The sequence below is a fragment of the Longitalea luteola genome (genome assembly GCF_017356035.1).
Taxonomy (GTDB): domain Bacteria; phylum Bacteroidota; class Bacteroidia; order Chitinophagales; family Chitinophagaceae; genus Niastella; species Niastella luteola.
On sequence record NZ_JAFIQX010000008.1, the window covers coordinates 238578 to 255870 of the forward strand.

General features: G+C 45.2%; 14 protein-coding genes. 9 read left to right on the forward strand and 5 right to left on the reverse strand.

The genetic code is table 11. From position 1 onward, the window contains the following. Window positions 1-38: 38 nt before the first annotated feature. The 3 genes from rhaM to rhaT all read right to left on the reverse strand — a co-directional run bounded on the left by rhaM (window position 39) and on the right by rhaT (window position 3828). The gene (gene rhaM, locus JUB15_RS19455) at window positions 39-353 is read right to left on the reverse strand and encodes an L-rhamnose mutarotase (RefSeq protein WP_207514245.1); all 315 of its coding nucleotides are present in this window, start codon (window positions 351-353) and stop codon (window positions 39-41) included. A 144-nt stretch (window positions 354-497) separates the two neighbouring features. Next, window positions 498-2621: a bifunctional aldolase/short-chain dehydrogenase gene (locus JUB15_RS19460; protein ID WP_207514247.1), complete on the reverse strand. Its 2124-nt coding sequence runs from the start codon at window positions 2619-2621 to the stop codon at window positions 498-500. A 118-nt stretch (window positions 2622-2739) separates the two neighbouring features. Then, window positions 2740-3828 carry an L-rhamnose/proton symporter RhaT gene (gene rhaT, locus JUB15_RS19465; RefSeq protein WP_207514249.1) on the reverse strand — a complete coding sequence of 363 codons (1089 nt, stop codon included), beginning with the start codon at window positions 3826-3828 and terminating at the stop codon, window positions 2740-2742. Window positions 3829-4006: 178 nt separating this feature from the next. Between rhaT and JUB15_RS19470 the strand changes: the two genes are divergently transcribed. From JUB15_RS19470 to JUB15_RS19495, 6 genes are all read left to right on the forward strand, one after another. After that, window positions 4007-5038, forward strand: coding sequence for a GntR family transcriptional regulator (locus JUB15_RS19470; RefSeq protein ID WP_207514251.1), 1032 nt, complete (start codon window positions 4007-4009; stop codon window positions 5036-5038). A 113-nt stretch (window positions 5039-5151) separates the two neighbouring features. Then, entirely contained in the window at window positions 5152-5688 is a 537-nt protein-coding gene (locus JUB15_RS19475) for an Xre family toxin-antitoxin system antitoxin (RefSeq protein WP_207514252.1), read from the forward strand. Between the two features lie 18 nt (window positions 5689-5706). Further along, window positions 5707-6144 (forward strand): RES family NAD+ phosphorylase, encoded by a 438-nt coding sequence (locus tag JUB15_RS19480; protein WP_207514253.1) that lies wholly within the window; start codon window positions 5707-5709, stop codon window positions 6142-6144. An 828-nt stretch (window positions 6145-6972) separates the two neighbouring features. Then, the gene (locus JUB15_RS19485) at window positions 6973-7596 is read left to right on the forward strand and encodes an RNA polymerase sigma-70 factor (RefSeq protein ID WP_207514254.1); all 624 of its coding nucleotides are present in this window, start codon (window positions 6973-6975) and stop codon (window positions 7594-7596) included. 1618 nt (window positions 7597-9214) lie between these two features. Further along, window positions 9215-10447, forward strand: coding sequence for a FecR family protein (locus JUB15_RS19490; protein ID WP_207514255.1), 1233 nt, complete (start codon window positions 9215-9217; stop codon window positions 10445-10447). A gap of 66 nt (window positions 10448-10513) precedes the next feature. Then, window positions 10514-11686, forward strand: a complete 1173-nt coding sequence (locus JUB15_RS19495; protein WP_207514256.1) for a phospholipase D-like domain-containing protein — start codon at window positions 10514-10516, stop codon at window positions 11684-11686. 116 nt (window positions 11687-11802) lie between these two features. Here JUB15_RS19495 and JUB15_RS19500 read toward each other — a convergent pair whose 3' ends face one another. Continuing rightward, a complete protein-coding gene (locus JUB15_RS19500) occupies window positions 11803-12810 on the reverse strand; it encodes a metal-dependent hydrolase (protein WP_207514257.1) in 1008 nt (335 codons plus the stop codon). A 222-nt stretch (window positions 12811-13032) separates the two neighbouring features. Between JUB15_RS19500 and JUB15_RS19505 the strand changes: the two genes are divergently transcribed. The 3 genes from JUB15_RS19505 (at window position 13033) to JUB15_RS19515 (ending at window position 16765) form a co-directional block, all read left to right on the forward strand. Continuing rightward, on the forward strand, window positions 13033-14382 hold the full coding sequence (locus tag JUB15_RS19505; RefSeq protein ID WP_207514258.1) for a gluconate:H+ symporter: 1350 nt from the start codon (window positions 13033-13035) through the stop codon (window positions 14380-14382). Window positions 14383-14520: 138 nt separating this feature from the next. Continuing rightward, window positions 14521-15630, forward strand: coding sequence for a D-TA family PLP-dependent enzyme (locus tag JUB15_RS19510; protein ID WP_207514260.1), 1110 nt, complete (start codon window positions 14521-14523; stop codon window positions 15628-15630). A gap of 61 nt (window positions 15631-15691) precedes the next feature. Continuing rightward, on the forward strand, window positions 15692-16765 hold the full coding sequence (locus JUB15_RS19515) for an oxidoreductase (RefSeq protein ID WP_207514262.1): 1074 nt from the start codon (window positions 15692-15694) through the stop codon (window positions 16763-16765). Between the two features lie 11 nt (window positions 16766-16776). Here JUB15_RS19515 and JUB15_RS19520 read toward each other — a convergent pair whose 3' ends face one another. Further along, window positions 16777-17253: a cupin domain-containing protein gene (locus JUB15_RS19520; RefSeq protein WP_207514264.1), complete on the reverse strand. Its 477-nt coding sequence runs from the start codon at window positions 17251-17253 to the stop codon at window positions 16777-16779. Window positions 17254-17293 lie beyond the last annotated feature (40 nt).

Sequence of the window (17293 nt, forward strand, 5' to 3'; positions counted from 1 at the left end):
GCCGGAAGTCGATGTCACCTCTGACTTCCGGCTTCTGACTAAGGCAGATAAAACACTTCCTTTAAAGGAACAGTAACTGGTGAGTTATCTGCATTACTCTCCATGATATCTTTCATGTACGCCCACCATTTCTGCATAACGGGGTGTGCAGGTAAGTCATCCAGCGCAGCCGGATCGTTCACATGTAGTACACCGAACAGGCTGTTGGTGGTTTCATCCAAAAAGATCGAATATTCACTGATGCCGGCTGCATGCAATAGCTCTTTCAATTCGGGCCATAAAGCGTCATGACGTTTTTTGTATTCGGCTTCCTGGCCTTTGAATAACTGCATTTTGATGGCAACTCTTGGCATAGCAAATGTTGTTTGTGGTTTGTAGTTCGTGGTTTGTAGTTATTCGAGTGCAGCTTCGCTACTAATGGCTTATGACTGATTTTACCGGCCATCCCAAAGCGCGAAGCAACAACAAACTACAAACCACAAACCACAAACGGTTAATTATCTTACAAACGCCGTAGCTACACCGCCATCAACATTGATGACATTACCGGTTGATTTGTTCAACAAACCACCTGTAACTGCGAAGCAGGCATTAGCGATGTCTTCAGGTAATATGATCTCGTTGAGCAGGGTGCGTTTGGCATAGTAAGCAGGTAATTCTTCTACTTTAATGCCATACGCTTTGGCGCGTCCTTCAGCCCATGCACCTTCCCATATTTTACTGTCAGAAATAACCGCATCGGGGTTCACCACATTCACCCGGATATGGTCCTTACCCAATTCGGCCGCATTCAGGCGGCTCAGGTGTAACTGGGCAGCTTTTGCAGAACCGTAACCGGCATTGTTGGGGCCGCTCATCAGGGCGTTCTTGCTTACGATGTTGATCACATCGCCGCCGATACCCTGTTTGCGCATCACTTCAACGCCAGCCTGGGTTACAAAGAACTGACCTTTTACCAGCACATCGTACAGGATATCCCAGTCCTTCTCGGTATGTTCTTCAATGGGCTTTGAAATAGATAAACCGGCACAGTTAACTACGATGTCCAAACCACCGAACGCGAGGGCTGCTGCATCGCAGGCGCCTTTAATATCACTGGCTTTGGTAACATCCAGAACAACGGCGGTAAATACGTCTTTACCGTATGATTTGTTGAAATCTTCTTTTGCTCCTTCGAGGCGTTGCGCATCATTGTCATTAATGATCACACAGGCGCCTTCGTCGGCAAATTTTTTGGCTATAGCTTTCCCTATTCCACCAGCACTACCGGTTACCAGCGCAATGCGGCCCGACAAAGCTTTTGGCTTGGGCATACGTTGCAGCTTGGCTTCTTCCAGCAACCAGTATTCGATATTAAAAGCCTCCTGGCGAGGCAGTGAAGTATATTCAGAGATGGCTTCGGCACCACGCATTACGTTAATGGCGTTGATGTAGAACTCTGCAGCCACCCGGGCAGTTTGTTTGTCTTTCGAGAAAGTGAACATACCTACGCCGGGGTACAGGATCACCACCGGGTTGGGATCGCGCATAGCCGGACTGTTAGGATGTTTGCAGGTATTGTAATAGTCTGCATACATAGCACGGTATGCTTCGAACTGCGGTGTCAGTTTCTCTTTGATCTTGCTTACATCGCTCAGGTCTTCGTTGGGTGTCAGGTTCAACACGAGCGGACTGATCTTTGTACGCAGGAAGTGGTCGGGGCAGCTGGTACCCATGGGTCCCAGTTTCTCGAGGTCTTTCGAGTTGATGAAGTTCAATACCCTTTCATCATCGGTGAAATGGCCCACCATTTTCTGGTAGCTCGAGCAAAAACCACGTAATACAGGCGCCAGGGCGGCAGCTTGTGATGTACGTTGGGCAGCAGGCAGGGAAGTAACTTTAGCACCGCCGAAAACAGCTTTCTGTTGGCGCACTTTTTCCTCGATGTATTCTGCGCAACGCTCAATCACTTCCAGGGTATTGATATAGCTTTCGTACGCTGTATCGCCCCAGGTGAACAAACCATGTGAGCCGAGCATGATACCGCGGATGCCGGGGTTTTCTTCCAGGCATTTTGCGAGTTTCAGGCCCAGGTCGAAACCAGGACGCTGCCATTCAACCCAACCTATTGTACCGTTGAATAATTCCTGGGTTATCTTTTTACCATCCTTTGCTGCAGCAATGGCGATGGCCGCATCAGGATGCAGGTGATCGATGTGTTTGAAAGGAAGGAAACCATGCAGCGGCGTATCGATGGAAGGCGCTTTTGACGCCAGGTCGAAAATGCAGTGATTGAACAATTCTACCATCTCATCTTCATGTTCGATACCCCGGTAAACATTTTTAAGGCTGCGTAAACGATCAACATATAAGGCAGCAAGACCGCTTTTCTTCATGGTGCCCAGGTCGCCCCCAGACCCTTTGATCCACATCACTTCAGTTTCTTTACCGGTTAAGGGGTCTTTTGCGATGGCTTTGCAGGAAGTATTGCCACCACCGTAGTTGGTAAGACGCAGATCGGCGCCCAACAGATTACTCCGGTAAATTAACAATGCTACTTCATCGCCCTTCAGGGAGGCCGCTTTGGCTTCGTCCCACAAATAGCTTACATGCTTAAACTTTACTGCACTTGTTGCTGACATAGTCTGTTCTTTATTTTGTTCGTTTAAATATTATCTTCTGCGGTGTGCCACACCTTCTGGGCTGCGGTAAAAAGGTGTGGCACACCTCCTCGAACCGTGGCACCCTTCATTGATATTATTACTTCAGCGAATTACCATATCCCACCAACAGTACTGATAAAATGATGGTAATAATGCCTATAATAACCGTTGTTTTAGTTTTCTTGCTTACACCTGCCCATTCTTTCAGTATCAATCCCCACGCATTGGCTATTAAGATAATGAAGGCCATATGCAGGATCCAGCTGCTGGGGCCATTGCCCAGTTTGCTTTCTCCCATGCCATAGAAAAAGAATTGCAGAAACCAGGTTGTACCGGCCAGTGCCGAGAATATGTAATTACGCAGCAGCGGGGTTTTCTTATTGGTGTAATCGCCAAATGTTCTGTTGCGGGCATTCAGGATCATACACCAGATAAAGTTAGTAGTTAAACCACCCCATAACACTACCACATAGGTAACATTGTTCTGATACAGGAACTCCCCCTCGCCGGGGTTGGCTGTCTTCCACAGTGTATTGGCTACATCGGCCATGGGCTTGCCGGCTTCCAGTCCGAAATTGAAGCAGGCGCTTAGCACCCCTGAAATGATAGAGACCAGTAAACCCAGACCGAACCGGTATTCGGTCTTTACCGCTACACCATGCGGATCGAGGCTGCCCTTCGACAACTCCTTTTCCTTACGGGTACCGGCTTTGCCGCAGATAATAATTCCGACTATACATACGGCCAGTCCCAATAAAACGGTGAGGCCCCATGTGGTGCCTACCAGGGCACTGAAAGTGTCTTTGCCGGCTGCGGGGAAAATGTCATAATAGATTGACGGGATAAGGGAGCCAAAGACCATGCAAAGGCCCAGGATAATGCTGCTGCCGAGCGAAACACCCAGGTATCGGACACCCAGGCCATAGGTTAAACCGCCAATTCCCCACAGTATGCCAAATAAGAACGTATAGCCTATTACGCTACCACCAGCCTGACTGATGATTTCTGAAAAGTTGGGGATGGTAAGCCAGGCGGCTAATGGCGGCACCACTAACCAGGAAAACAAACCACCCACGATCCAATAACTTTCCCAGGCCCAACCTTTAACTTTTTTGTAGGGTATATAAAAACTTCCGGATGCGAATCCTCCTAAAAAATGAAATATAACTCCAAGAATAGCATTCATTTGTAGCAATTTTCTATATGGCCAGCCTTTGCCGGATTAAAAAGGTGAAAGTATAAGTTACCGATTATTAGCCCATCATGGTCCATCATGGTCTTTTTTTACAAAACCAGCTTAATATTTAATGCTTTAACTAATTTTGATGGGTTTGATGAGCCATTGAACATCATGCGAGGTTATCATGAAAAAAGATTCCATATTTCAGCATTTATTTATCGATTACTATTCTGCCACCCCTAAATACCTGCAGCTTGCCAACTCTATTATTAAAGCCATTGGGGAGGGAAAGATCCAGAAAGATGAACTGCTGCCATCTATTAACGAACTTAGCTTTGAGTTCGAGATCTCGAGGGATACGGCCGAAAAAGGTTACAAACACCTTAAAAAGATCGGCATTCTGGGTTCGGTGCCGGGCAAAGGTTACTTTGTAAAGAACACCGAGGTGGGCCAGCACCTGAAAATATTTCTGCTATTCAATAAGCTGAGCCCGCACAAAAAGATAATATATGATGCGTTTGTGGCCTCACTGGGCGAAATGGCTTCCATAGATTTCTACATATATAATAATGACTTTGCTTTTTTCAAAAGGCTTATCCATAACAAGAAGAACGATTACAGCCATTATGTGATCATTCCCCACTTCCTCGATGGAGGCGAAAACGCCGTTGAGATCATAAATACCCTGCCTAAGGAAAAGCTGATACTGATGGATAAACTGGTGCCGGGTGTGGATGGCAAATACGGGGCCGTGTATGAAAATTTTGAAAAAGATATTTATGACGCCCTCGAACAGTCGCTTGAACCATTGAGCAAATACCATACGATAAAGATCATATTTCCGGAATATACTTATCACCCGGTTGAGATCCTGAAAGGTTTTTATCGTTTCTGCCAGCAATATGCGTTTAACTATAAGGTGGTGCACGACATCGCCAATGAGCCGATCAAGGAAGGGGAAGTATTTATTAACCTGATGGAAAATGACCTCGTGATCCTGATAGAAAAAATCCTGGCTACGAAATTAAAAGTAGGCAAACATGTGGGCGTGATATCGTATAATGAAACGCCTTTAAAAAAGATCATTCTCAATGGCATAACAACTATCTCCACAGATTTTCAGATGATGGGGGAAAAAACTGCACAACTTATACTGGAACAATCAACCGAACATATTGAAATCCCTTTTTACCTCACGCAGCGATCATCACTATAACGAACATACTAGAATAGAAAGAAATTGCTTTTAATCAAAAAATGGCCGGATGAGGGAATAGGTGTTCAAAAACGGGAAAAAGTTAATTAGCTTTGGTGAAAACCATTAACCTTATGGCTGGAAACAAAAAACACCACGCTAATACCAATCATTTTCCTGGTAATGGGGTTACTCACGCTTATGAAGATGATCATACGCCAACGGGTACCCTTTCCGCTCCGATGCCTGCAATTACACCCCGTGTACAAACGCAAACTACGGAGCCTTTTAATTTTGATTCATTAACTTCCCAGTACAAGATCGGCATTATCAGAAATGGTATCACCAAAAAACAACTGGAAGCAATTAAATCAGAAACCGATCTGGATTATCACACCCTGAGCACCCTGCTATCGGTATCCCGCACTACGCTTATTAAAAAGAAAGGCGATGAAAAGTTCGATCAGCCTACCAGCGAACGCATAATGCTTTTAGCTGAGCTTCTTAATTATGGTCGGGATGTACTTGAAGGCAAGGAGCGATTCAATGCCTGGATCAAACTGCCGAGTTTAACATTGGGTGGTAAGGCACCACTCGAATTACTTGACACGCTGTATGGCATTGAAGAAGTAAAAAAAGAATTAGGCCGTATTGAATACGGTGTATATTAACCTAACGGCTTCACCATTATGTTGCTTTACCGGATCGGAAAAACGAAATATGCCCATGACCTTACAGGTATGGGAGCCAAGTTGAATGGCGGAAGATGGAACCATGAAGGCATTCCCTGTATTTATTTGGCAGAAAGCAGGGCACTTTCGCTGTTGGAATACGCAGCCCATACAGGCATAGACAAAATACCTCCTACCCTTTCCTTTACCACGTTGGAAGTGCCTGACGATTCCGTGCATGAGCTATCGGCCGATGAATTACCAGCTAACTGGTTCCAGCGACCGCATAGTACTGAAAGCAGGGACATGGGCTCAGCACTGCTAACAAAAAATGACAGCCTGTTACTAAAGATCCCATCAGTGATCATAGAACAGGAGTATAATTTTATACTTAACATTTCACACCCACTGTTCAATTCGGTAAAAATCACTGAAGTGGAAAGATATAAGGGGTAGAGCACGTTACCGCTACTTACACATCAACTTACAACACCTTCGCGTTTACGGGTTCATCCAGGCACCGGGCAAGCCTGCAGGCAACTATTGCTCTGCCAGATGCTGTTCTATGCGTTTCCTCGCGTTAACAGCGGCGGCTTTGTCGTCAGGGTTAGCGTAGGAGCATGCATCTTATGCGCTAATAAACGGCATGAATAAACAGGCAGCATCTTACAGTAGTTTGATGCTGCTGAAGCAATAATGATTTTGCAATCAGTAGGCATTGCCTTATGCAGCACCCATTTTTGAGTTGTTGTTGCCTGTCGTTGGCAGGTTCAACCTGGGCTTTGTTTACTGATGAAGATCATAAATGGTAAACACTAAAGGTTATAAACCAGCCTGCTGTTCCTGGCCCGGTATTTTCATTACACGAGCAGGCAGCTTGCAGAAAGCTATAGCTAAGCGTAGATCGTAACAAGGGTTATGTTACTGTTACAGGGATAATTACCCTTAAAAAAAGTCACATTAATCCGTACATGATTTTGAGAATTTGTTTTTTACCTGTAATCTTGTAACCAGATACCCTGTATCTCCATTGGTAATTTTGAGATTTAGCGATCTTTTATAATTGAGCCTGTTGCAATTTGCTTTTAAGATATATAGAAATGACATACACTCCCTCATCGGCTCACCTTATCTTATTTTGACAAAGAAGACCGTTCCCCATGCCAACCTGATAACCAGAAACAAGAAGAGCATGCCATACCCGTGATGCGTATATAATTTACCGTAACTCGTTGTAAATTAGTTGAACTTTATTATCAAGGTTAGCAAAAAACAATCTTTCTGATGCGTTCACTTCCGTTGGAGAATGATATTATCGTGTCTTTTAAAAAAGGAGGTCCCGATGCTTTGCAATCATTGTTAAAGCAGTTCTATAATCCTTTGTGCCTCTTTGCCGAGCGGTTACTGGCCGATAGGGCAGCTGCAGAAGACATTGTTGGAGAATCTTTTATAAAATTATGGCACAAACGAACCGATTTTGAGACCTTGCAGAATATAAAGGCATTTATGTACATCACGGTACGTAATGCCTGCCTGAACTATTTGAAGCAGGCCAAACGCGATTCACTGAGCAAAAAACAACTGGCTTATTTAACAGGTGAAAAAGAGGAATTTGTATTGAATGAAATGATCAGGGCGGAGGTCTTGAGAGAAATAATGCATGAGATCAATAATCTGCCAGAGCAATGCGGGAAAGTATTGAAACTGGGCTATCTCGAAGGCTTAAAAAACCAGGAAATTGCAACGCTATTAAACATTTCGGTACACACCGTTAAAAATCAAAAAGCAAGAGCCATACAATTATTAAAATTAAGGCTTCGTAACCGCGATCTCATGACCTTCCTGTTGCTTTGTACCCTGTTACGAGTCACTTCTGATAGCTGCCAAAACATGAATCTTCCCGCCTAAACAACAAGTTCAGGGTAAAAAACAGCCTCGGAATAGGTGTAAATACCCATTTATCCATTTTTATTAAATTTTTTTTGATTTCGAATAGTAATAAAGGCGTGGAAAGTTGTTTTAATACTAAACTAGCAATTATTCGGCCGTGCGGGATATAAATACAAAGTTCTTTAAGCTTGAATATATTTAATGAGTATTGTTTTAAAAGTATAGCCATCTAAAACACTTTGGCAGTTTTATTAAATAATATTTAAGAACATACAGTGATTGTTGTACACAGTGAAGATTACAGTATAGCAATATGTAGTAACGAGAAAAATTACTGCTCACTGTATTATGTGTTTACTAGTGCGACGGGGTTAATTTGTTACGTGTATCAAACTTAACCCTGAACTATAAATGAACAAGTAGCCTTTATCAGGCCTTTTTTGTCCGCCCGATGTATGCATCTGTACTTTTCGTTCTTTCAGCCAGACGAGAAGACGGAATGTCGAGCGGGAATCTCATGTGACTGTTTGGTTGGGTCACTACAAGGGAGTGTTTCTACTCTCCCTTTTTTTTAAAAATTCGAACATCTCTATATAAAGTAATTGCCTTTATACCCTGCCTCGTCAGGTATTCATTCAAACCGAATCCATCTAATACACATTATATACGTGTATTAACTACATCAAAAGCATCTAAAGGCTCCACATTAGTAGAATTTTTCCAAAGGCATTTCTGATTAGTTAAACAATGCAAGGTTTGTACATCCATGCGGGCATACCAATGCCGAAATGGTTTATATACATCTTTAACCTAAAGCAATCAGGTAGTTTTTTTCTCATTCGCATTCCTCATGTGCATCAATTATCCCTCTTCCTGGTACAGAAGAGGCGCAGGAATCCCCCACGGCCGGGTAGTCTTACCCGGCTTTCCTTTTTCCTTACCGTTCCTGCCTTTTGCGTTCTGCTTACAGCCTATTTACCTTTTATCTATTATCTATTGCTTCCTGCCTTTTTTCCTTTTGAGTATTGCTTATTGCCTTTTGTCTATTGCCTTTAGCCTTCAGCCTTGTGCCTTTTGTCTATTACCTTTAGCTTTCAGCTTTCAGCCTTCAGCCTTGTGCCTTTTGTCTATTGCCCTTAGCCTTCAGCTTTCAGCCTTCGGACTTCAGACCTCCGCCTCCGACAAGAGTTTCCTTGATTACAATCATAACCTTTCAGGTTTTTACCAATTCGTTTAGGTAAATCCCCAATCTCATTTGTTTTATATTAATAGAGGATAAAGATTTTTTTAGCGCAGATGATTACAACCCGCTTGGTGATTGTCACTACATAAAAACCCGATTCACATTATCCGTATAAATAATACCTTCCCCGATCTTAGGAAAATTTTTATGTAAATTCCGGGTAAAATGGCTAAACCATTAGCATTCCTACCCATTTTTTGAAAATTATTCTGTAAACCTGTCAATTTATTAAAGATTTCTCCAAACCCTTTAGTACAAATGACAACAAATGTTGTTTTTACAATAATATCAAATGCAACATCATTTCCGCTGCACCGTTTTGCAGGATTGATCTTAGGCGTACCCTGGTTCCGACATACCCTGATTTACAACTAAAGCATTAAACTTATTCTGATGAATGAACAACAAATAGACAAAGTAACTCAAATCGCCTCCCTGATCGTCGGAAATATGCAGGAAAGGCTAACGCCTGCCGAACAGCAGCAACTGGATACCTGGCTGCAGGAGGATGACGAAAATCCGTTATTATTCCAGCAACTGATGGATGCCGAACTCCTGACCCACGACCTTAATGAAATGAACAGCTATGATCATAACCAGGCATTTGAAAAATTAACCCATCAGATCCTCCTCAATGAAGTGAGCGGCAAACGGGTATACTTCAGAATATGGTGGTATATGGTTGCGGCCCTTTTGGTACTGGTAGCCGGCGGTATTGCTTACTTTTCTTTAAACAAACATAAAAATAAAACCGCTACACCGGTCTCTGCTGTTGTTGCGCAAAAGAAAGCGGCCGGCGACCTCCCTGATACTAAAAAAGCTGTTCTGATCCTGGCCGATGGTTCAACTATAACCCTTAGCGAAATAAGTAATGGCAGCATTGCCCGGCAGGGTAATGTGATGATCCAAAAAAATCAAAATGGGCAGCTTGAATATAAGTTATCAGCAGCCACTGCCAATACAACCGGCTACAATACCCTTCGTACTCCACGTGGCGGCGAATACCAGCTTATATTGGATGATGGCACCAAAATATGGTTAAACTCCGCTTCTACCCTGCAGTTCCCGGTTCATTTCAATTCAGATGAACGCCGCGTCGTGCTCACCGGTGAAGGCTATTTTGAAGTACAATCATCCGTTATTCCCAACTCAGGCGGCCGTAAAAGATCATTCATAGTCAGCGTTGATAATATGGAAGTACAGGCAATAGGTACTTCCTTTAATATTTCTGCCTATAAAGAAGATAACCGTTCACAAACCACGGTTGTGGAAGGACTCGTTCAGGTAAACCGGAACAATAAAACCAACTTGCTCAGCCCAGGCAAGAAGCTAATTGCGCAGGACACGGCTGTTACCGTTGAAGATGTTGATGTAAAGCAGGAAATAGCCTGGACGCATGGAGAATTCGTTTTCAGGAACACCTCGCTTAAAATGGTCATGAACGAACTGACCCGCTGGTACGACATGGATGTTACGTATGATCCGGGTGTTCCGTCATTACACTTCAGCGGCGAAGTTCAACGCGCATCAGACATCAGGTCGGTACTGCATATGCTTGAATATACAGGAGGAGTAACCTTCACCATCAACAAACGGCTTATCACTGTTCATCCCGGTAAAAAATAATCATCCCGCCATAGATGTGATGCCGTCGATTTACACCGCGTTCATTATTTTTGTAGCTTGGCAGCTATGTTAAGCGGTACTGGTAAAAAATCATCAGCATATATTCCGAATAATAAGGTCAGGTTGGTCAGGGGAGGCAGGGACTATTTCACAACACTTGCCCAATTGATCAAAGAGGCGAAGCATTCGATACACCTGCAGGTGTACATTTACGAAGATGATGAAACCGGCCGGTCAATAGGCAATGCCCTCATGGATGCTGCCAAACGCGGTGTTCATGTATATCTGCTTACCGATGGTTATGCCTCAAAAGCCCTATCGGCCGGCTTTATAAAAGAGTTACTTACTGCCGGCGTTCATTTCCGTTTTTTTGAACCGCTTTTAAAAAGTGAGAACTTCTACTTCGGCCGCCGTATGCACCACAAAGTGCTGGTGGCAGATGGCCGTTATGGTCTCGTAGGCGGCATCAATATCAGCAACCGCTACAACGACCTGGAAGATCAACCCGCCTGGCTCGATTGGGCCTTATTTGTTGAAGGCCCGGCTTCCATAGCCCTGTATAGATTATGCATCGATGTATGGGCAAAGCCTGGGCAGATGGCTTTAAAAAGAAGCCTGCGGCACGAATTTCCTTCTATCCCACAAATGGGAAATACTCCCGTTCGCATTCGCCGGAACGATTGGGTGAAACGCAAGAACCAGATCTCGAGGAGTTATATCGACCTGTTGAAAAAGGCCACCTCGAGCGTGATCATCATGTCGGGTTATTTTTTACCAGGCACTATTATCAGGCACCACCTGTCAAGAGCCGCCAGGCGCGGTATTGACGTTCGCATCATCGTAGCTGAAAAATCGGATGTAAGGCTGGCCAAACATGCCGAACGGTACATGTACCGCTGGATGCTGAAGCGCAACATTAAACTTTACGAATACACCAGGTCGGTATTACACGGCAAAATGGCCACCCGCGATCGAAAATGGGTGACCATTGGCTCTTACAATGTCAATGACATCAGCGCCTATGCCAGCGTGGAATTAAATATCGATGTGAATGATCCGGAATTTGCCTCACAGGTGCACGAAAAACTGGAAGCCATTCTGGAAAATGATTGCGTGCTGGTGACGGAAGAAGAGTTCAATAAAAAGTACAATGCCTTCCAGCGGTTCATTCAATATTGTTCTTATTGGCTGGTACGAATTATTTTCTATTTATTTACATTCTACTTTAAACAACGATGAGCTAGTTAATTTATCGTGAAGCGACAGCTGAAGCTGATGCTGCAATTGTATCCATTGAGCCAATAGCACATTAGCTAATTGGCAAATTAGCACATTTGCAAATTAGCTAATTATGCCTACTCTCCTTTGATCCGTTGCAACATCGACATAAACGCGGCTTTATCCCAATTGGCAAAGCGGCCGCGCTGCACCACCATGTTATTGCCATAAGGCCGTTGCAGGTAATAATGAAAAACGAAACCGGCATTCGGTTTATACCAGCCTACCCGCTGACCAAAACGAAGATCGTTAAAGACAAGGTAATTGTCTTCCTTCTCAATGGTATAGTATCCCTGGGAAAAAATAAACAGGTCTTTCAGCTCTTCCAGGTCTTTTACCGGGTTTAATAACGAATCATTCCTGGGGAAATAAGTAAAATCAATATGCGGCTTGCGATCGAACACCGATCTGTACCCGATATGGTATCCGTTATCATCTTCCAGCACTACATACCATAGCAAATTGTTCAGCGGTGTAGGTGTGGTAAAATGACGGCGGTATTCTATTTTTTCCTTTTTTGTGACCCGTTGCACCGCCCCCTCTACAATCGCCTTGTTAAATACATCGATGCCTAAATAGAAAATACACCAGCCGATGGCAATGGTAGCCCAGCGTTTCCGGTTAAAATCCCGCCGCATAAAGAACAGCATTACCGCAATGATGGCCGGCAAAATGGTGAACAACGGATCAGCCACGAACATGGCATGCATACAAAACCGCCGGTGCGAGAAAGGCTCCAGCAAACCGGTGCCATAGGCATTGAAGCAATCGAGCAACAGGTGCGCCAATAGCTCCGTTGCAAAAAACCATAGCCAGATGGAAAAACGAATATCATGCGGACGCCGCCATCGGTCGGCCAGCCAGGCCAGCAGCGGCGTTACGATCAACACAAATAATAAAGAGTGGGTGATGCCCCTGTGGGCGATCAAATCGTGGGTAGGCGTCATCCAGAAGGAAGCAACAAAATCAATATCGGGCAGGCTTTGCGCTGCAGCTCCCATCACCAACGACCGTTTGCCCGCTTTCTTTCCTATAAACAATTCACCAATACAGGCTCCCAATACAATATGCGTAACAGAATCCATGGCGGAAAGTTAAGAAGTTATTCAATTATTCAGTTATTCGACATCGCGACAAATTACAAACCCAATAAGTCTGGAACCTAGAAACTATTAATTCAAAACGCAGCACTAAAAAAACCAGGTCCACCATTCCGCAAAAGTTTCACTATATTAGTAAGGGGGAAATTAAGTCGCTAAGTGGGGAAATTTCGTTTAACCGCCACCATTACTGCCATATCCATTCACATGACAACACTATTCATCGTATTGCTTTGCATTATTGCCCTGGTGCTGCTGATATCCTGGGTTAAGCTGAATCCGTTTTTAGCCTTCCTGCTGGTATCCATTGGCGCCGGCCTCGCGCTGGGCATTCCGCTCGACCAAATCACCACATCTGTTCAAAAAGGCATTGGCGATACGCTAGGGTCACTGGTTATAATTATCGGACTTGGCGCCATGCTGGGAAAACTGGTAGCAGAAAGCGGCGCCGCACAGAAGATCACCCGGGTGCTCATGCGCACTTTCGGGGAAAAGAACCTGCAATGGGCATTAATGATCACCGGTTTTGTGGTGGGCATTCCGTTATATTATAATGTTGGATTTGTACTGATGGTGCCGCTGATCTTTTCCGTTGTTTACCAGTATAAATTACCTGCGGTATATATCGGCCTGCCCATGCTGGCCGCGTTGTCGGTAACCCATGGGTTCTTGCCACCGCATCCCTCGCCCACTGCGCTGGTAACACAACTGAAAGCCGATATGGGCCTTACCCTGTTATATGGTATCTTACTGGCCGTACCAGCTATTATTGTGGCCGGACCTCTTTTCTCTAAAACGCTGAAGCATATCCGCAGCACGCCTTTGCAAACGTTTCAAACGAAACAGATCCCCGATGAGCAACTGCCTAATACGGCAAACAGTTTTTTAACCGCCCTGCTGCCCGTATTACTTATCGCCATCACCACCAGTATTCCGCTTATTATAATATTGCTCAACAAGATCCCGGCTATCCATATCACCTTACAAGGCACCGCCCGGCAATTCATTACATTTATAAGTGATCCGGTGATCGTCATGCTGCTCTCGCTGCTCACCGCCACCTTTACCCTGGGCATACACACCGGCCGTTCCATGAAAACGATCATGGATATTTATGGCGACGCAATCAAAGATGTGGCCCTCATCCTGTTGATCGTGGCTGGCGCAGGTGTATTGAAACAGGTGTTCACCGATAGCGGCGTAAGTAAGGCCATTGCAGAAAATATTAAAGGATGGCAGATTCACCCCCTCATCCTTGGCTGGATAATAGCAGGCGTCATCCGTATCTGTGTGGGATCGGCCACCGTGGCCGGCCTGACGGCCGCGGGCATCATTGCCCCGGTCATACCGCAAATGCACGTTAATCCGAATTTGATGGTATTGTCCATCGGGGCTGGCAGTTTGTTGTTCTCACACGTGAACGATTCGGGCTTCTGGATGTACAAAGAGTACTTCAACCTCAGCATCCGTGATACCATCAAATCGTGGTCGGTAATGGAAACGATCGTTTCGGTGGTGGGACTGATCGGCGTTCTGATCATGGATATTTTTATATAAGGTGGTTCTGCCATTTATTACCTTTGAAATGGTGAATGGTGAATGGTGAGTGGCTCACTATAATTGAAATTAATAACCGACCTTGCGCCGACCGAAATTCAAGGCCGATTGCCGTTTCACGACATTAAACGACCAACCATGCAAGCAAACTGGTACCAGATCCACAACATAGAAGAAATCGATTCCCCGGCGCTGGTCATATATCCTGAACGGGTAAAAGAGAATATAACCTTGCTCACGCGAATGATCGATGATCCGCAGCGGCTGCGCCCGCATGCAAAGACCCACAAATCAAAAGAGGCTACCCAGCTCCTGATGGCCGCTGGCATTGGCAAGTTTAAATGTGCCACCATTGCTGAAGCAGAAATGTTAGCCATGTGTGGCGCGCCCGATGTTGTGCTCGCATATCAACCTGTTGGTCCGAAACTGCAACGACTGGTAACGCTGACGCTGCAATATCCCGGCACCCAATTTGCCTGCCTGGTCGACAATGTAACCAGTGCAGCGGCCATTGCCAGTGCTTTTGCGGCAGCAAACGCTGTCATTACTGTTTATATCGATCTGAATGTCGGGCAAAACCGCACAGGCATACCACCGGGCGAAGAAGCGGTTGCCCTGTATAACTATTGCGCACAAACCAACGGTTTATCAATAGCAGGTTTACATGCCTATGACGGGCATAGCCGCGGCACGCTGGAAGAACGCACGGCCACCAGCAATGAAGCTTTTGCGCGGGCAGAAACGCTAAAAGCGACGCTGCAATCACTGGGCTATTCGGACATAAAGATCATTGCCGGCGGATCACCCAGCTTTCCCATACATGCGAAACGGGAAGCGGTAGAATGCAGTCCGGGCACTTTTATTTTCTGGGACAAAAGCTATCTCGATCAATGTACTGAACAACCTTTTCAAGTAGCAGCCCTGGTGGTAACCCGGGTGGTTTCGTTGCCCAATGCCGATCACATCTGTGTTGACCTGGGTCATAAGTCAATAGCGGCTGAAAACGAGATCGGCAAACGCGTTTTCTTCCCAGATGCACCCGCATTAAAAGCCGTTTCGCAAAGTGAAGAACACCTGGTTTTATATGCAGGCGAAGGTCATTCCTTTAAACCCGGAGATGTATTGTATGGCATACCACAGCATGTTTGTCCGACCATTGCCTTATACGAAAGAGCTTATACTGTTGAGCATGGCAAGGTCAGCGGCGAATGGATGATCGTTGCCCGTGACAGGAAAATACAGTTTTAAGTTCTAAGTTTTAAGTTCTAAGTTCTCAATACCCGTTAACTTGTCAGCTAAAAGCGAAATCATGAATTCCCCGATAAACGTTGGCTTAGTAGGTTTTGGCATTTCAGCAAAAGTGTTTCACGCCCCTTTTATAACTACCAATAACAATTACAGGCTGGTAAGTGTGGTAGAACGGCATAAAGCGGAATCCAGGGAGAAGTTCCCTTCTGTGCAGGTGGTGCGAAGCATTGAAGAATTACTCAATAACGATAGTATTGACCTGGTAGTGATCACCACGCCGAATGAAACACATTTTCCCTATGCCAAGGCTGCGCTGGAAGCGGGGAAACATGTGGTGTTGGAAAAACCGGTCACCAACACATCGGCAGAAGCCAAACAATTACTGGAGATCGCACAACAGAGCGGGAAGGTTTTGAGTGTTTATCAGAATCGCCGGTATGTAAGCGACTTTATAACCATACGCGAAGTGCTGGATAAAAACCTGCTGGGCGCCGTTCATACTTTTGAAGGCCATTATGACCGCTATCGCGCCGAGGCACGGCCACAGGCATGGCGCGAACATGAATTGCCCGGCAGCGGAATTTTATTCGATCTGGGCCCTCACCTGATCGACCAGGTATTGTACCTGTTTGGCATGCCCAATACCATTGCCGCCGATATTCGCCTGCAGCGGCCACATGCCAAAGTGGATGACTATTTTGATCTGCGGCTCGATTATGGATTTCTGAAAGTGATCTTGCAAGCCGGCATGCTGGTGCGGGAACCAGGCCCCCGGTATTTGATCCATGGCACTAAGGGATCATTTGTAAAATCAGGCGAAGACCCGCAGGAAGCCCTGTTGCGAGCCGGCGCACCACCGGTTGGCGATGACTGGGGTAAAGAAAACGAAGCTATTTACGGCATATTGCACACAGAGGCAGATGGAAAGCAAATCCGGGAGCGATATCCTTCGCATAAAGGAGATTATGCCCTGTATTATAAAAATCTGTATGAAACCATTGCAGGCAACAAACCCGTGCGGGAAAGAATAGAACATGGATACAATACGATCCGCCTTATTGAACTGGCTTTTGAAAGCCATCAGCAACAACGCACTCTTCCATGTACCGGATTAATGCCTGTTGCTTATCGGTAGTTCTTTCTGAACTACTCAAATTTCAATGGCGGGCCTACTATTTCCATGCCATGAATGCGGTATAAACGTTCAAAATCGCGCAAGGTGCCATCAGGCAGCTGGCTCGCCTGTAAGTAGAATTCATCCATCGTTCCGGCGGGTTGATACACCAGCACCATTCTGCCATTTGAATCACCTAGTTTGGCAAACGTATGGGGAATCTGGCGCGGCGCAAAAACCGCATCCCCTGCTTTGGCATTAAAGATATCATCACCGATCTTGAAAACGAATTCTCCTTCGAGGATATAGAACCATTCATCCTGCACGTAGTGAAAATGATAAGGTGGACCACCTTTAGCCATTTTAGTAGTATCATACACGCAAAAACCTTGTTTACTGTCATTAGAGGATACTTTACAGGCAAAGGTGCCACCTAAAAACGTGATCTGCTCATTAAAGCGATCATTGCCGGCATCTATTTTAAAGCCGCGCGTTGATTTGGTCTCCATGGCTGTATGTTAAATGGGGATTGTTCTCTGAAGTTACTAA

Excerpts from the sequence above, each read along its gene's own strand:
- JUB15_RS19475 (WP_207514252.1), top strand. The coding sequence starts at position 5,152 with ATGGCTGGAAACAAAAAACACCACGCTAATACCAATCATTTTCCTGGT.
- rhaT (WP_207514249.1), bottom strand. The coding sequence starts at position 3,828 with ATGAATGCTATTCTTGGAGTTATATTTCATTTTTTAGGAGGATTCGCA.
- JUB15_RS19500 (WP_207514257.1), bottom strand. The coding sequence starts at position 12,810 with ATGGATTCTGTTACGCATATTGTATTGGGAGCCTGTATTGGTGAATTG.
- JUB15_RS19480 (WP_207514253.1), top strand. The coding sequence starts at position 5,707 with ATGTTGCTTTACCGGATCGGAAAAACGAAATATGCCCATGACCTTACA.
- JUB15_RS19460 (WP_207514247.1), bottom strand. The coding sequence starts at position 2,621 with ATGTCAGCAACAAGTGCAGTAAAGTTTAAGCATGTAAGCTATTTGTGG.
- JUB15_RS19510 (WP_207514260.1), top strand. The coding sequence starts at position 14,521 with ATGCAAGCAAACTGGTACCAGATCCACAACATAGAAGAAATCGATTCC.
- JUB15_RS19470 (WP_207514251.1), top strand. The coding sequence starts at position 4,007 with ATGAAAAAAGATTCCATATTTCAGCATTTATTTATCGATTACTATTCT.
- JUB15_RS19490 (WP_207514255.1), top strand. The coding sequence starts at position 9,215 with ATGAATGAACAACAAATAGACAAAGTAACTCAAATCGCCTCCCTGATC.
- rhaM (WP_207514245.1), bottom strand. The coding sequence starts at position 353 with ATGCCAAGAGTTGCCATCAAAATGCAGTTATTCAAAGGCCAGGAAGCC.
- JUB15_RS19515 (WP_207514262.1), top strand. The coding sequence starts at position 15,692 with ATGAATTCCCCGATAAACGTTGGCTTAGTAGGTTTTGGCATTTCAGCA.
- JUB15_RS19495 (WP_207514256.1), top strand. The coding sequence starts at position 10,514 with ATGTTAAGCGGTACTGGTAAAAAATCATCAGCATATATTCCGAATAAT.
- JUB15_RS19520 (WP_207514264.1), bottom strand. The coding sequence starts at position 17,253 with ATGGAGACCAAATCAACGCGCGGCTTTAAAATAGATGCCGGCAATGAT.
- JUB15_RS19485 (WP_207514254.1), top strand. The coding sequence starts at position 6,973 with ATGCGTTCACTTCCGTTGGAGAATGATATTATCGTGTCTTTTAAAAAA.
- JUB15_RS19505 (WP_207514258.1), top strand. The coding sequence starts at position 13,033 with ATGACAACACTATTCATCGTATTGCTTTGCATTATTGCCCTGGTGCTG.